Raw genomic sequence first — 14,936 nt, 5'->3', positions numbered from 1 at the left:
TTATCGCTGCCAATTAGTGGTTACGATCAACGGAGATTTTTGCCAGCGAAATTAATGCGGTTTTGAAGTCACTGTCGGGTAATACCGCCAACGCTGCAATCGCCTTGTTGGATTCTTCAATGGCTTTTTGCTGAGTGTAAGTGAGTGCGCCGCAGTGATGCAGAGCGGCAACAATTTTCTCAATGGCGTGTGTGCCATCACCTTGCTCAATCGCTTGGCGAATCAGTTGCTGCTCTTCTTCTGTGCCATGGGCAATAGCATAGATCAGCGGTAAGGTCGGCTTACCTTCGGCGAGATCATCACCGATGTTTTTACCTAACTCTTCACTGTCTGCGGTGTAGTCGAGTAAATCGTCGGTCAGCTGGAAGGCAGTACCTAAATACTTACCATAGTCGCCTAATGCGGCTTCTTGCTCGGGTGTGGCGCCGGCTAATACCGCGGCCAGTAACGTGGCGGCTTCGAATAGCTTAGCGGTCTTGCAATAGATCACCCGCATATAGCTTTCTTCAGTGGTATTAGGGTCGTTACAGTTCATTAGCTGCAATACTTCACCTTCAGCCAATACGTTAGTGGTATCGGCTAATACACGCAGTACTCGCATGCTATCGAGTTCGGTCATCATTTGGAATGAGCGGGTATAAAGGAAGTCACCTACTAATACACTGGCGCTGTTACCAAAGAGCGCGTTGGCGGTTTCGCGGCCGCGTCTGAGGGTCGATTCATCGACCACATCATCGTGCAGTAATGAAGCGGTATGAATAAATTCAATAATCGCGGCAAGCTTAAGGTGGGCTTCACCTTGATAGTCGACGGCGCGCGCTGCGAGGACGGACAGTAAAGGACGAAGACGTTTACCACCACCATTAATAATGTAAAAACCTAACTGGTTAATCAGGGCGACATCTGACTCCAGCTGTTTATAGATCAGCTGATTGACTGCTTGCATATCAGTGTCAGCCAGTTGACGAATAGCGTTTAAATCCATAATAGACTCTGGTTGTGGGGCCATTACGTACCCGGCCTCTATTTTAGGCTCACGTGTTATATAGAATGAATTTTACCTAAAATTCCGACATATGACAGTACTCACACTACTAATGTGCGAGTTATTCCGGCCTTTTTTTATTCTTTCCTAATTAGGGCTTGCCAGATAAGGATTCTTCGCGTAAACTCCGCGCCCATTGTCAATAAAGTTTTTGTAGCACCCTGCCTCCCATAGTGTGAGCCAGCGTGTTAGGAATATCGGAGTAAAATAGCTATGTACGCTGTTTTTCAAAGTGGTGGTAAACAACACCGTGTAGCCCCTGGCCACACAGTTCGTTTAGAAAAATTAGAAGTTGCTACTGGTTCAACTGTTGAATTCGATCAAGTATTACTGATCGCTGACGGTGAAAAAGTGCACGTTGGTGCTCCTTTAGTAGCTGGCGGTAAAGTCGTTGCTGAAGTAGTAAGTCATGGTCGTGGCGAGAAAGTAACTATCGTTAAGTTCCGTCGTCGTAAGCACCACGACAAGAAGATGGGCCACCGTCAGTGGTTCACCGAAGTTAAAATTACTGCTATCAACGCATAATAGGAGTCTAACTCATGGCACATAAAAAAGCTGGCGGTTCTACTCGTAACGGCCGTGATTCAGAAAGTAAACGTCTTGGTGTTAAGCGCTTTGGCGGTGAATCAGTTCTAGCTGGTAACATTATCGTTCGTCAACGTGGTACTAAATTCCACGCTGGTGTAAACGTGGGTGTTGGTCGCGACCACACTCTGTTTGCTCTGACTGACGGTAAAGTAAAATTCGAAGTTAAAGGTCCTAATAACCGTAAGTTTATTAGCATCGAAGCTTAATTTTCGAGTCTAGCTTATACTGTAAAGCCCCGCCATTGGTGGGGCTTTCTGTTTTTTATGCTTCTATTTACCTGCGTTTCTGGTGAGTTTGGTAAATCTTTATCAAATTGAGGGCGTTGGCTGGTAAGATTGGGAGCAAGTATCTCGAGTTTTTTGGCGACCGATGAAGTTAAACGGTATAATTCCTTCATTCAGTGATGCCAGGAGTAAGTATGAAGTTTGTCGATGAGGCAGTAATTAGGGTCGAAGCAGGCGACGGCGGTAGCGGTTGCGTGAGTTTCAGACGCGAAAAATATATCCCCGATGGTGGTCCTGATGGTGGTGATGGTGGTGATGGTGGCAGTGTCTATCTGCAGGCCGATGAAAACCACAACACCCTGATTGAATACCGATTTGAACGTTTTCACATGGCTGAGCGCGGTGAAAACGGCCGTGGCCGTGACTGTACCGGCCATAGCGGTAAAGATTTGATTTTAAAAGTGCCTGTCGGTACGCGTGCTATTGACGATGAGACCGAGGAAGTCCTCGGCGATTTAACCACCCATGGCCAAAAGCTATTAGTGGCTAAAGGCGGATTCCACGGTTTAGGCAATACGCGTTTTAAGAGCAGTACTAACCGTGCGCCACGTCAAAAGACCTTAGGTACTCCGGGTGAAGTCCGTAGCCTGAAATTAGAGCTGCTGCTGTTAGCCGATGTTGGCTTGCTCGGTATGCCTAACGCGGGTAAATCGACCTTTATTCGCGCGGTATCACGTGCAACGCCAAAGGTTGCCGATTACCCCTTCACGACATTAGTACCTAACCTAGGTGTGGTTAACCCTCGCCCTGGTCAAAGCTTTGTGATCGCCGATATTCCTGGTTTGATCGAAGGCGCGGCAGAAGGTGCGGGTCTAGGTATTCGCTTCTTAAAGCATTTAGAACGTTGCCGTATTCTGTTGCATATCATCGATATCGAGCCAATTGATGGCACAGATCCGGTGGATTCTGCCCGTGCGATCGTCGGTGAGCTTGAAAAATATTCGCCAAAATTGGCAAGTAAGCCACGTTGGTTAGTCTTTAATAAGGCCGATCTGCTGCTCGAAGACGAGCTGAAAGAGAAGGTCGCTCGCGTAGTTAAAGAATTAGGTTGGGAAGGTGACGTTTACACTATTTCTGCCTATAGCCGCGATGGCACTAAAGAATTAGCGACCAAGCTGCTGGACTTCATCCAAAGTCTTCCTCCGGAAGATAAAGATGCGAACCCAGATGCAGAGGTTGAGTTCAAGTGGGACAATTATCATCAAGCCAACATTGATGCGATCAATGAAGACTATGACGATGAATTCGACGATGACTTTGATGATGACGACTACGATGTAGAAGTGATCTACCAAAGATAATATCCCAACCTAAGTTTTGAGAGTCCCGTGTACGCAGATACTCAAAATGATATTACTCGGCAGGTTGTGCGTGTCGCACAACTGCTACTGGCCTACGGTGCTGAATCTGATTTAGTTGAAGAAATCAGCCAGCGCCTAGGTCAGGCCTTAGGATTGGCAAGTGTTGAGCTTTCCATCTCCTCTAATTCCCTCGTGTTAACCAGTTTAGTGCATGGTCGCTGTATCACGACGACGCGTCGGATCCGCGAGCATGGCATCAATATGACAATAGTCTGCGAGTTGCAACGCATCTGTTTGTTGGCGGAAAAAGGTCTCTATGGCCCCAACGAAGTGCGTAAACGCTTAGCGCGGATTGAACCTAAGACCTATCCGCCCTATCTCGTGATCTTGATGATAGGCCTGTCCTGCGCCAGTTTTTGCCACCTGTTTAATGGCGATGTTGCCGCATCAGTTATCACCTTTTTTGCCTCCGCGGTCGGGATGTCGGTGCGCCTTGCGATTGCCAAGCGGCATTTTAATTTGCTGGTCAATTTTGCGGTGACGGCATTTGTCACTAGCATGCTGGCGCAGACGGGTTATGTATTTCACTTGAGTGAAACCCCGCAGGCGGCCATGGCGGCCAGTGTGTTGATGCTGGTGCCGGGTTTCCCGATGATCAATGCGATTTCTGATATGGTCAAAGGCCATATGAACGTGGGCATTTCCCGTTGGGGTCATGCCACCTTGCTCACAGTGTCATCCGTTATCGGCATCACCATTGCGATGCAGATTGGGGGGATCTTCCTATGATCGCCTTACTGTGGACGCTGTTGCACGATGCCTTTTTCTCGGCGATTCCCGCAGTGGGTTTTGCCATGGTGTTTAACGTGCCGAAACGTTTCTTACCCTACTGCGCGCTTGCAGGCGCCATAGGGCACAGCTCGCGCACGTTAATGCTGCAATTTGGCTTGCCTATCGAATGGGCGACCTTTGCCGCCGCGGCTCTAGTCGGCACTATCACTATCGGTTTTGCTAAGCGCCATCTCGCGCCGCCGTTGATGTATGCCGTTGCGGCGATTATCCCGATGATCCCAGGCACCTATGCCTTTAATACTGTGATTGCCTTAGTGCAATTAACGGCGCAGTCGCAGGTCAGTCAAGAGCTAACCGGACAAGTGATCAGTAACGGCTTAAAAACGGTGTTTATCTTAGGTGCACTGTCGGTGGGCCTTGCCTTACCGAGTCTGCTGTATTTTAGAACCCGCCCTGTTATTCAATAAAAACAATACCAAAGGAGTGCTCATGCGCATTGCTATGATAGCCGCGATGGCAAACAATCGAGTCATCGGAAAAGACAACAAAATGCCATGGCATCTGCCCGAAGATTTACGCCACTTTAAAGCCATGACCTTAGGCAAACCTGTAGTCATGGGACGTAAAACCTTTGAGTCCATCGGTCGCCCTCTGCCTGGGCGCCACAATATTGTGATTTCCCGCCAAGCGGATTTGCAGATTGACGGTGTGACCTGCGTGACCTCATTTGAAGACGCTAAACTGGCGGCGGGTGATTGTGAAGAGTTAGTCGTTATCGGTGGTGGGCAATTGTATCAGCAATTACTACCTCAAGCCGATACACTCTACCTGACGCAAATTAGCTTAGATGTTGAAGGCGATACCTTTTTCCCTGCTTGGGATAGCGATAAATGGCAAGAAACCGAATCGGTAACCGGTATAAATGGCGATGGGGTGGAATATCGCTTTATCAATTTGACAAAAAAATGTTAAATTACGTTGTTCTGTTGTGTACCCTGTGCGTATGGATTGTCAATATGTCTAAGGTATTAGATCCGATAGGCCTGACTTAGTTGAGATAGCGGTTTTTTACGGCTTCTTTACTGATGATTCCTAGGAGGCCAATATCCGCTAGAGATAGACGCAAAACATACAAAACATAATAAAACTATAAGAAAGTATTAAGGAGTATCGGATGCGTCTTATGCCTGTAGCTTTGGCTGCACTAATCGGATTTAGCTATGTTTCTGTGCCAACCACGGCAAAAGCCGAAGCTGATCCACTTGTCGCGAGTATTTGTGATTACGTAAAAGCGAACGATAAAAACCGTTTACGTAAAAAACTAAAAGAAAGCCGTGTTAAGTTACGTCAAGTGTACAGCGGGATTAGCTGTGATGGTCAAAGCTTGTTGCGTACTGCCTATGCCGCGAATGCGAATGATGCCGGTGAGTTTGTGGCTAAGCGTTTATCAGTTAACGAACTGAGCGTACCAGAAGCCGATGGCATGACGATTCAAGCTTGGGCTGAAGCGAATGGTCACGGTGCTAGCCCTATCACAGCGGCAGTCAAAGAGCGTTTAGGCGCTGCTGCTGGCGGTGAAGAAGAGTAATCATCTGTCCCATCATTTTTTAATGTGCGTTTACACAAGGAAAAAATGATAGTTAAAAATGCCGAACTGAGTTCGGCATTTTTTATGCACGTCGTTTAGGCCGTTTTTACCGAATATTGAGCAGGGTACTTGAGTATGATGCTGATGAGTGTCGAAACTGAGTATATTGCTTGAGCTATTATTTTCGCCGCGAAAGCGCAAACCAAAGAAAAGGGCCGCAATCGCGACCCTATTGATGCCTGAGTGTTTGCTTACACTCTAAATTCACCGACAGAAGCTTGTAGCTCTTCGGCAAGCTTAGCCACCTGATGGCTCGATTGCGCGGTTTGGTCGGCGCCGATGGCGGTTTCTTCCGAAATGGCCGCGATATGCTCAAGTTTCTCAGACACTTGCTGACTTACCAGATTCTGCTCCTGCGCAGCATGGGCAATGTGCGTGCCCGCATCATAGGCCTTGTGGACCGACTGACTGATGGTCTCTAGAGCGAGGTTAGCTTGTTCGGTTTTGTCGACGCAGGCATTGGCTTGGGCACGACCCATATCCATTGCAGCCACGGCTTGCTGGGCGCCCTGTTGCAGCACTTCGATCATTTGTTGGATCTCGCGGGTCGACACTTGAGTTCTCGATGCAAGGCTGCGTACTTCGTCGGCAACGACTGCGAAACCACGGCCCTGTTCTCCGGCGCGCGCCGCTTCAATGGCTGCGTTTAATGCCAGCAGGTTAGTCTGCTCGGCAATGCCACGAATAACATCGAGGATCGAGCCGATTGAGGCGCTGTCCGATTGCACTTTGTTGATCACTTGGCCAGCTTTAGCGACTTCGTCAGCGAGGGCTAAAATGGTGCGCTTATTCTCTTCGGCGATAGTACGCATGTGTTTGGCTTCTTGATCGGCCTGCTTGATTTGCGCGAGTGCATCGTCGGCGCTCATCGACACTTGTTGTGCGCTGGAGCTTAACTCTGTGGTCGCAGTCGCAACTTGGTCAACTTGGTTCTTTTGCTCTTGAATGCCCGTCGTGGTTTGCGCCGTGATTGCCGAGGTTTGCTCTGCTGCAGCAGCGAGCTGGTTAGAGCGGTCCAAGATACCAACGATTAGGCTGCGTAAACTGTCGACTAAACGGTTACAGTTTTTCGCCAGTTCAGCAAATTCATCGTGGCCAGAGTCATCCAGTTTATGAGTTAAATTGCCAGAGGCTAACACGTTAAGTGCATTGTTAACTTGGTAGAGTGAACGCTTCAATGGCGCAACCACGGCAAAACTGATGATGACGGCGGCAACGATAGCGATTAGCACCACTATAATGGTACGGATACTGGCCGAATCAATTTTGGCTATGGTGGCTTGGCTCATTTCTGCGGCTGCCGACTCAATGTTATTACTTACATCTTCCATATTGCGGTCAATAACTTTGACGTCTTTCTCAATGATGGCCAGTTGATTTGCCGCCGCCTGAGCGTGGGTTAATTGGCTCGCCTTAAGTTGCACCATAGAGTCAGAGCCTTCGAGCAGCCCAAGGACTTTTTTAATGTCTTCGTTGACAGATTTTAAGGTGTCCGCATCCACAATATCCTGCGCATGGCGGTTGACGTACTCAAGCTTGTTTTTGCTCTCGCTCAGGATGTAGTCGAGTTCTTTAGAGATAAGCTCATGCTTACTCATTTCGTCATTGGTGACTAAATCGGTAATGGTGGTAATGATATTGCCCATGCTGGTATCGATAGCGCTTGCCGATGCCGCAAGACTCTGAGCATCGGGGTTTTGGCTATTTTCTAGGTCGATAATATCGAGTAATCCCGATGAGGCATCATCGGCGGCATTCTCCAGCTTTTTCTTTAATCCGATGAGTTGTTCTTGCTTGCTGAGGGTTGCTTCGCGCTCATTGAGCATGGCGAGGCTGTCACGCTCGAAGGTCGAGAAACTGCCATCCAGTTGTGAGATCAACGATGAAAGGTTCGCTTGCCCTTGAACCAGTCGCGTTAGGTTACTGATCTCATTTTTAAACTGGCTACCGTGGTCGCTAAAGACTTTACGGATATCGGGAATGTTAGAGGATTTTGGCGCATGAAAGGCAATGAGCACTTGGCGCTGTTGTTCGCTCAAGGATTCGGTTAAATGAGTGGTGGCCTTCAGGGCTGGCAAGCTTAACTCTTGCATCATAGCCGAACTATCTTTAAGGCTAATGTTCGTCAGGTACGAGGTAAATCCTAACAACACAAGTAAAAGTGTAACAACACTAAACCCGCCAATGACTCGGGTGGCTACATTAACTTTCATAGGATACTCCGGTTATTATTATATTATTCCGAATGAAAAGATTATTAAATTCAGGGCATAGGGTACTGTCGTATATCGACCACTCTCGGGCTTAGTTTAACCCTTTTTTAACTTTTTTTGGGTAATTTTTTGGTCTTTTTCAAGATGCCATAGGGTTAGATATTCGCCCCAGCAACAGCCTGTGTCTAGCGCTTTTAATTTGGGATCGTTCACTTTACCCATCAATGCCGCCCAATGTCCAAACACCAAAGTGTGACTCTGGCGTAACGCAGAGGTAAATTCAAACCAAGGGCGTAGCTGTGGATTGTTACAGTCCTCTGGCGGTTGTTTGCAGTCAAAATCTAAATGACCATCGACATACAGATAACGCATGCGGGTCAGGGCATTGATACAAAAGCGCAGGCGGTTTAAGCCTATGGCGCTTGGATCCCAACGCTCCGCAGTATCGCTGTACATTTGGCTTATCAGTGCCTCGAGGTAATCACTCTGCTTGAGGGCTTGGCTGACAAGTTGCGACTCTTGCCTTAAGACGTCTAATGACCACTGTGGCGGCACACCAGCGTGGGTCATGATGACCTTGTGCTCTGGCAACTCCCGCATTAAGGGTTGCTGCCTTAACCAATCGATTAAACTGGCAATATCAGGCGCATTTAACAGTGGCGCGAGGTTATCGCTGGGTTTATCCCGCTTGAGTTTGCCATGGAGAGCGAGCAGATGCAGATCGTGATTACCGAGGACGGTTTTACCCGCATCCCCTAGGGATTGAAAATAGCGCAGCGTGGCTAATGAATCGGGACCTCTGGCGACCAAATCGCCCACCGCCCAGAGTTCATCGCGGGATGGGTTAAAGTCGACCTCAGCAAGTAATCGTTTTAATTCGGCAAAACAGCCTTGGACATCACCAACAAAATAATGGGCCACAATATCCTTTCTATTTATAAATCAGTGTAATAAACCGGGGAGTGCTAAACGGAAGGGCTTAATCGTTGCCTTAAAACGTTCGCCAGATTCGCTGACCATACCATAAGTACCATACATAATGCCAAGGGGCGTATCGAGTACGGTACCGCTGGTATATTGATAGGCGGTATTGGGGGGGATCGTTGGGGTTTCGCCGACGACGCCTGCGCCTTGCACTTCACTGATTTTGCCGTTGGCGTCGGTAATAATCCAGTGGCGGGTTTCGAGTTTGGCGGCTTGCTCACCGAGGTTAACTATGGTGATAGTGTAGCTAAAGAGGTATTTCTGATCCTCGGGCGAGGACTGTTGTTCAATGTATTCGGTTTTGACTTCGACTCGGATTGAGTCATCCAATGCGCTCATGCTGCTCCCTTTAATAAGATAGGGCACCCTAAAGTGCCCATCAAACTGATATTGCTTAAGCCTGCTTATCACACACCATATTCGCCATGGCGACATATTGTTCAACGCTTATTTGCTCAGGGCGCAGGTTAGGGTCTATGCCTAGTTGCTCAAACTCTTCATCGCTCAATACTTGCTTGAGGTTATTACGCAGTGTTTTACGGCGCATGTTAAAGGCCGTGGTACACAGCTGGCGCAGTACATTCACATCCTTACAAGGGAATGGTTTTTCGGCATAGGGCAGTAGACGTACCACGGCGGAATCGACCTTAGGCGGTGGCGCAAAGCTATGGGGCGGTACTTCGAGTACGGGAACCACTTGGCAGAAGTACTGTGCCATCACAGTTAAGCGGCCATAGGCCTTGTTGCCAGGGCTTGCCGATAAACGCAGCACCACTTCTTTTTGCAGCATAAAGTGCATGGTTTCAATCTGCTCGGCAAATTCGAACAGATGGAACATCAAAGGGGTTGAAATGTTATAGGGTAAGTTACCAAACACTTTGAGTTTTTTACCCGGTACCACCAACTGGCTAAAGTCGAACTGCAGCGCATCGCCTTGGTGAATCGTGAGCTTATCCTTAAGTACAGGGTGATTCTGCAAGCGCTCAACAAGATCGCGGTCTAACTCAACCACTGTCAGGTTATCTATCGCTGTGGCGACAGGTTCGGTTAAGGCGCCAAGGCCGGGGCCGATTTCGACCATCACATGGTCATTATCGGGGGCGATAGCACCCACAATGCGGTTAATCACATTGTCGTCGGTTAAGAAGTTTTGTCCGAAACGCTTTCTGGCCGTGTGGCCTAAATGTACTTTGCTACTCATTAATATCTAATCGTTTAGTTTTTTGAGGATAACTCAATGGCTTTATTCAAGGCGCAGACAAAACTGCCAATATCGGCTTTGCCAGTTCCCGCAAGATCGAGCGCCGTACCATGGTCAACCGAGGTACGGATATAAGGTAAACCTAAGGTAATGTTTACCGATTTGCCAAATCCCTGTGACTTTAGAACGGGTAAGCCTTGGTCATGGTACATGGCCAACACGACATCCGCGTCCTGTAAATATTTAGGTTGGAACAGGGTATCGGCGGGCAGAGGGCCGACAATGTTCATTTGATATTCTTCACGCAGTTCATTCAGCGCCGGAATAATTACATCGATTTCTTCCCGGCCAAGATGGCCGTCTTCACCCGCGTGTGGGTTTAAGCCACAGACATAAATTTTAGGGGAAGCAATGGCAAACTTGCTGATAAGGTCAGCGTGTAAAATCTTGATAATATGATGCAAACGCTGGCGCGTAATGGCTTTTGCCACATAGGCCAGAGGAATATGGGTGGTCACCAGTGCCACCTGTAAACCTTGGGTTGCTAACATCATGACCACATCGGGGCAGTTAGCCTGATGGGCAAAAAACTCGGTATGGCCGCTAAAGGAAATCCCCGCTTGGTTGATGATTCCTTTGTGGACAGGGCCTGTGACAACGGCATCAAATTCGCCGCTCATGTTTTTTTCACCCGCATAACGCAGGGTTTCAACCACGTAAGCACTGTTCTGATCGTCGAGCTGGCCACAAACGGCGTCTGTTACCAGTTTGAAAGGCGCAATGGTAAGCGTGCCTGCTTCCTGCGGTTTAGGCGGTTGCTCAGGCAAGTAAGGGCGAAACGTGACATTCAGGCCGAGTCGTTTAGCTCGGCTGGCTAATAATTCGGGATCCGCACAAACGACTAACTCAGCAGGCCAAGCCTGCTGAGCGAGTTGCACGACTAAATCGGGGCCGATACCCGCTGGTTCTCCGGGGGTAACGGCAATACGTTTAGTGGTCAATTTACCTTAACCTCGGTTTGACTCAGGCTGAAAGACTTCAATGTATGCGTCGGCACGCATTTCGTCTAGCCAGTTTTGCAGTTCTTCATTAAATTTGCGACGGAAGATCAGTTGGTGCGCACGGTTAGTATTAAATTGATCCGTGGCATCGGTTTTTCTGCGCTCTTCCAGTTGCGTGATATGCCAGCCGTGGGTCGTACGGAAAGGCTCACTGATTTGATCTTGGCTTAAGCTATTCAGCGTTTGCGCAAACTCTGGCACATAAATGCTTGGCTCAGCCCAACCTAGCTCACCACCTTTGGCTGCTGAACCTGGATCTTCAGAGTATTGACGCGCTAAATCTTCAAACTTGGCTTCGCCAGAGCGAATTTGCTTTAAGAACTGCTCTAACATGGCCTTAGCACGGTCTTCCGACAGAATTGGCGATGGCTTGAGCAGGATATGGCGCGCTCGAACTTCTTCAATTTCTTTGGTTTGTAAACCACGGGCATCCATGATCTTGATGATGTGGAAACCTGCGCCACTCTTGATTGGGCCGATAATATCGCCTTTCTTGGCGCCGTTGATGACTTCCGCAAACAGCGTTGGCATCTCGTTGATGTTCATGTAATCCCAGATACCGCCTTCCAGTGCCTTAGGACCCGATGAAGAGGCGATGGCGGTGCGGCGGAAATCTTCACCACTCTTTAAACGCTCGAGTACGGCGTTCGCGCGCTTGCTCGAGGCTTCCAGTTGTTCACTGCTTGGGTTGTTAGGTACGTCAATCAGGATATGGCCGATTTGGTATTCGACGTCCTTCATGCCTTGCTCTTGGATCAGTTTTACTAGGCCGGTAATTTCCTGTGGTGACACTTGGATACGGCGTTGAACTTGGATACGTTGGATTTCACCTAGGGTGATTTCTTCACGCAGTTGCTCACGGTATTGGCTGAAGCTTAACCCTTCGCTCTCGATTTTTTGCTGCATTTGCGCCACGGTCATTTTTTGTTCGCGGGCAATGTTTTCAATTGCTTGGTCTAACTGTAAGTCACCGATATGCAGACCTATACGATCCGCCATCTGCAACTGCAAACGAGTGAGGATGAGTCGCTCGATAACCTGAGTACGCAGTGCACTGTCGGATGGCAACGATTGATTCGCGGCTCTCGCATTGGCTTTTACAGTGTCAATCATGTTGGTGATTTCACTTTCGAGCACAATGCCGTCGTTGATTTGAACGGCAACACGGTCGATTGGCTGGGGAGCGGCCATAGTAGGCTGGCTGATGGCGAGTGCAAATAAAGCAAAAATCAGATGTTTACTGGGTTTCATCCACAAAATCCTTGGCACGTTCTAAGGTCAAATTCGACGGCTTATTTAAGTTAACTTTACCATTTATATCGAAATTACAGTGAGTTGCCTAAATGTTCTTTTGTTAGTAACTCTAAAAGCGTGCGTTCCGAGACTTTTTTTGGGGAGGAGCGCACGGCTTTCATTAACCTGTTTGGACTCTCAGTCCTTGTTGAGGTTCAGCAATCTACCACAAATCTTTGCTAATTCCTCAGATAAAGCGGTTTTCTGTAGTTAAACAGACCATCATTGAGCATATCCGATACGCCTAATGGGCCAGAACCACCGAGTCCTTTGATGACTAAATTCAGGTAAACACCGCTTTCAAATTGCTCGCGCTCATCGATAACGGCCGAACCAATGTTGTCATCGTAATTGGTCTTAATTCGGTAGTGATAGCTGAGACGGATTGCATAACAGCATGATTCATACTGGAAACCTGTATAGGTTTCTATGCTGCGGCTCTCGTTGAGGTCGTAGTACCAGTTACCGACAAAATACAGACTGTCGTTAATCGGCCATGCGCCACGCACACCCGCTTGGGAAATATTCACCAGATCGTTGGTGTTGGAGTTCAATAGATCCGGCACATAACGATAACTGAGCTGCAAGAGTTTATTGGCTTCGGGGCGGAAGTCTAAGGTGACTTCGGTCTTCTTGTTATCGCTTGAGTTGGTGTCGTATTGAATCGCGGCACCTAAATACCAGTCATGGCTTAAGCGGGTATCTAATTCGGCGGCCAATACTGAGGTCGATTGATTTTGCTCGAAGAGGTTATCTTCGTAACCCAGTTTACTGTCCTGTAGATAGAGGATCTGACCTAGGCTGAACTTAGTCGCCTCTTGGTTGTGATCGTCGAAGAAACGCGTGGTCACACCTAGGGTGACTTGGTTTGCATCGGCGATACGGTCAAGACCTGAGAAGCGGCGGTCACGGAACAGACCAAAGTAGTCGTCCTGTAACTGGGCAGTATCGTAAATACCGATGCCACGCTGATCTTCATAACCCACGTACAAATACTGGAACTGAGGTTCGAGCGTCTGACGGTAGTTTTGATCGAACAGTTCGGTAAAGCGCTCGAAGTTAATCTGACCATTGATCCGCACCTGTGGAATCGTGCGGCTCACTGTATCGTCTAAGCCATCGAAGGCACTGTTATTTTGTTCCTGCCAATAGTTGGTTTGCATCAACTTTACTTGGCTGGTCAATGAGCCAGATGGACCATGAATAGGAAGCGTCAGGCTAGGTGCCATATGCAAACGAGTAGCGGTATTCATGTCGCTGTCTTGATGGGCGAAATTGGTCAGCTCCGAGTTAAAGCCAAAGTCCAAGTTGTTCCAAAAGTCGGCGGCGCGGTAGTTAAAGTTCACCTGTGGCATCACTTGATAAGGTTTTTCGTCCTCACCCAGTACTTTAATGTCTTGCACCCGCGTGCTGATATCCCAGTTACGTTCAAAGTAGCTGACTTCACCAATCCGCGATAATTGGTTATCGGTGGCGCGGTTCACATCTGACTTTAAGTCGTTGAAATAGTTGTTATCAGACACTTCGGTAAAGTTGGCGAGTACCCGCCAGTTTTTATCGATAGCGCCTTGATGTTGCCAGTTATAGAGGTAACGATTTGGGCTACCGCTGATCATCTGATCGTTGCCCAAATACTCTAAATTCAAGCGGCCATTTTGGGCCTCACCCGCGAGATAACGAAACTCTGTCTTGGTGAATAAACCACGGCTAGACATATAGTTAGGTGTAAAGGTGAGGTCATATTCCGGCGCGATATTCCAATAATAGGGCGCGGAAACTTCAAAACCGTTGGTGGTGCTGGTGCTAAAACTTGGGTAGAGGAAGCCAGTTTTACGTTTATCGGAAACTGGCACCGTCATATACGGAATGTAGAACACCGGAATATCGGCGACTCTCAGCTTGGCATTCCAAATCTCGCCCCATTCTTCTTCGCTGTTGATCTTGATTTTTTCTGCTTCGAGCAGCCAAGAAACATTGTCTGGCGGACAAGTGGTGAAGTTAGTGTTGGTTAAGATCAGGTTGTTGTTCATGGTGATTTGCAGCTTTTCGGCATCGCCGTGAACCTGCTGACCATGTAGCCAATACTGGGCACCCTTTAGGGTTGCGCGGTTGCTGCGCATCTGTGCCTGCAGCGAATCGGCGGTAACGGTAAAAATACTGTCTTGGAAAACGAGGTTGCCATTGGCATCGAACTGCTCGGTCGCTTGGTCGAGAATCGCTTCATCGGCGGCAATGTGTCTGTCGCCCTGACTGAAGACCACATCACCGGTAAAAATGGCTTGTTTGCCCATTTCGGCGTTGGAGCGGTCCGACACGATACGAATTTTCTCTTGATCGGCGGCGCTCAGGCCGGGCTCAGATACGATACGAGGTACTGGCGGTTCAATGACGCATTGTGACGCTGAGGCTGTGGGAGATTCGTCTGCCAGGACAACTTGCGGTAACAGGCTCAAGGCCAGAAAGTAACGGATCTGCATCTTAGGTCAATAATAATGATTTCTTTGTCTGGACAAGTATCGACGGGGA

At 48.3% G+C, this 14,936-nt stretch carries 15 protein-coding genes; 7 read left to right on the top strand and 8 right to left on the bottom strand.

Annotated elements, in window-relative coordinates; all coding sequences use genetic code 11:
- Positions 1 to 13: 13 nt before the first annotated feature.
- Complete coding sequence (gene ispB / locus L2713_RS07400) at positions 14 to 985, bottom strand: octaprenyl diphosphate synthase (protein ID WP_041413124.1); 972 nt, start codon at positions 983 to 985, stop codon at positions 14 to 16.
- A gap of 273 nt (positions 986 to 1,258) precedes the next feature.
- Here ispB and rplU point away from each other — a divergent pair, with 273 nt between their 5' ends.
- The 7 genes from rplU (at position 1,259) to L2713_RS07365 (ending at position 5,598) form a co-directional block, all read left to right on the top strand.
- The gene (gene rplU, locus L2713_RS07395) at positions 1,259 to 1,570 is read left to right on the top strand and encodes a 50S ribosomal protein L21 (protein WP_011621690.1); all 312 of its coding nucleotides are present in this window, start codon (positions 1,259 to 1,261) and stop codon (positions 1,568 to 1,570) included.
- Between the two features lie 14 nt (positions 1,571 to 1,584).
- Positions 1,585 to 1,839, top strand: coding sequence for a 50S ribosomal protein L27 (gene rpmA / locus L2713_RS07390; RefSeq protein WP_011621691.1), 255 nt, complete (start codon positions 1,585 to 1,587; stop codon positions 1,837 to 1,839).
- Positions 1,840 to 2,051: 212 nt separating this feature from the next.
- Complete coding sequence (gene cgtA, locus L2713_RS07385; protein WP_011621692.1) at positions 2,052 to 3,218, top strand: Obg family GTPase CgtA; 1,167 nt, start codon at positions 2,052 to 2,054, stop codon at positions 3,216 to 3,218.
- Between the two features lie 27 nt (positions 3,219 to 3,245).
- Entirely contained in the window at positions 3,246 to 4,007 is a 762-nt protein-coding gene (locus L2713_RS07380) for a threonine/serine exporter family protein (RefSeq protein ID WP_011627027.1), read from the top strand.
- Positions 4,004 to 4,477, top strand: a complete 474-nt coding sequence (locus L2713_RS07375; RefSeq protein ID WP_011621694.1) for a threonine/serine exporter family protein — start codon at positions 4,004 to 4,006, stop codon at positions 4,475 to 4,477. Before L2713_RS07380 ends, L2713_RS07375 begins: the two co-directional genes overlap by 4 nt.
- Before the next feature lie 22 nt (positions 4,478 to 4,499).
- The gene (folA, locus tag L2713_RS07370) at positions 4,500 to 4,982 is read left to right on the top strand and encodes a type 3 dihydrofolate reductase (protein WP_248967445.1); all 483 of its coding nucleotides are present in this window, start codon (positions 4,500 to 4,502) and stop codon (positions 4,980 to 4,982) included.
- Between the two features lie 202 nt (positions 4,983 to 5,184).
- Entirely contained in the window at positions 5,185 to 5,598 is a 414-nt protein-coding gene (locus L2713_RS07365) for a DUF3718 domain-containing protein (protein WP_011621696.1), read from the top strand.
- A 251-nt stretch (positions 5,599 to 5,849) separates the two neighbouring features.
- On the opposite strand, the gene L2713_RS07360 is transcribed toward L2713_RS07365, so the two are convergent.
- The 7 genes from L2713_RS07360 to lptD form a co-directional block, all read right to left on the bottom strand.
- Positions 5,850 to 7,871, bottom strand: a complete 2,022-nt coding sequence (locus tag L2713_RS07360) for a methyl-accepting chemotaxis protein (protein ID WP_248967444.1) — start codon at positions 7,869 to 7,871, stop codon at positions 5,850 to 5,852.
- Between the two features lie 96 nt (positions 7,872 to 7,967).
- Complete coding sequence (locus L2713_RS07355) at positions 7,968 to 8,792, bottom strand: symmetrical bis(5'-nucleosyl)-tetraphosphatase (protein WP_109287842.1); 825 nt, start codon at positions 8,790 to 8,792, stop codon at positions 7,968 to 7,970.
- Between the two features lie 21 nt (positions 8,793 to 8,813).
- The gene (apaG, locus tag L2713_RS07350) at positions 8,814 to 9,194 is read right to left on the bottom strand and encodes a Co2+/Mg2+ efflux facilitator ApaG/CorD (RefSeq protein ID WP_011621699.1); all 381 of its coding nucleotides are present in this window, start codon (positions 9,192 to 9,194) and stop codon (positions 8,814 to 8,816) included.
- Between the two features lie 55 nt (positions 9,195 to 9,249).
- Complete coding sequence (rsmA, locus tag L2713_RS07345) at positions 9,250 to 10,056, bottom strand: 16S rRNA (adenine(1518)-N(6)/adenine(1519)-N(6))-dimethyltransferase RsmA (protein WP_011627022.1); 807 nt, start codon at positions 10,054 to 10,056, stop codon at positions 9,250 to 9,252.
- Positions 10,057 to 10,070: 14 nt separating this feature from the next.
- Entirely contained in the window at positions 10,071 to 11,057 is a 987-nt protein-coding gene (pdxA, locus tag L2713_RS07340) for a 4-hydroxythreonine-4-phosphate dehydrogenase PdxA (protein WP_089067145.1), read from the bottom strand.
- Between the two features lie 6 nt (positions 11,058 to 11,063).
- Complete coding sequence (gene surA / locus L2713_RS07335) at positions 11,064 to 12,368, bottom strand: peptidylprolyl isomerase SurA (RefSeq protein WP_089067146.1); 1,305 nt, start codon at positions 12,366 to 12,368, stop codon at positions 11,064 to 11,066.
- A gap of 221 nt (positions 12,369 to 12,589) precedes the next feature.
- On the bottom strand, positions 12,590 to 14,887 hold the full coding sequence (gene lptD / locus L2713_RS07330; protein WP_248967443.1) for an LPS assembly protein LptD: 2,298 nt from the start codon (positions 14,885 to 14,887) through the stop codon (positions 12,590 to 12,592).
- Positions 14,888 to 14,936: the final 49 nt, after the last annotated feature.

Source organism: Shewanella seohaensis, assembly GCF_023283775.1.
GTDB lineage: Bacteria > Pseudomonadota > Gammaproteobacteria > Enterobacterales > Shewanellaceae > Shewanella > Shewanella seohaensis.
This window is presented reverse-complemented; position numbering and strand designations above follow the sequence as displayed.

Bases quoted from the DNA above. Each gene is read 5' to 3' on its own strand.
- surA (WP_089067146.1), bottom strand. From the start codon at position 12,368: ATGAAACCCAGTAAACATCTGATTTTTGCTTTATTTGCACTCGCCATC.
- L2713_RS07365 (WP_011621696.1), top strand. From the start codon at position 5,185: ATGCGTCTTATGCCTGTAGCTTTGGCTGCACTAATCGGATTTAGCTAT.
- rpmA (WP_011621691.1), top strand. From the start codon at position 1,585: ATGGCACATAAAAAAGCTGGCGGTTCTACTCGTAACGGCCGTGATTCA.
- rplU (WP_011621690.1), top strand. From the start codon at position 1,259: ATGTACGCTGTTTTTCAAAGTGGTGGTAAACAACACCGTGTAGCCCCT.
- folA (WP_248967445.1), top strand. From the start codon at position 4,500: ATGCGCATTGCTATGATAGCCGCGATGGCAAACAATCGAGTCATCGGA.
- apaG (WP_011621699.1), bottom strand. From the start codon at position 9,194: ATGAGCGCATTGGATGACTCAATCCGAGTCGAAGTCAAAACCGAATAC.
- cgtA (WP_011621692.1), top strand. From the start codon at position 2,052: ATGAAGTTTGTCGATGAGGCAGTAATTAGGGTCGAAGCAGGCGACGGC.
- L2713_RS07360 (WP_248967444.1), bottom strand. From the start codon at position 7,871: ATGAAAGTTAATGTAGCCACCCGAGTCATTGGCGGGTTTAGTGTTGTT.
- lptD (WP_248967443.1), bottom strand. From the start codon at position 14,887: ATGCAGATCCGTTACTTTCTGGCCTTGAGCCTGTTACCGCAAGTTGTC.
- ispB (WP_041413124.1), bottom strand. From the start codon at position 985: ATGGATTTAAACGCTATTCGTCAACTGGCTGACACTGATATGCAAGCA.
- L2713_RS07375 (WP_011621694.1), top strand. From the start codon at position 4,004: ATGATCGCCTTACTGTGGACGCTGTTGCACGATGCCTTTTTCTCGGCG.
- rsmA (WP_011627022.1), bottom strand. From the start codon at position 10,056: ATGAGTAGCAAAGTACATTTAGGCCACACGGCCAGAAAGCGTTTCGGA.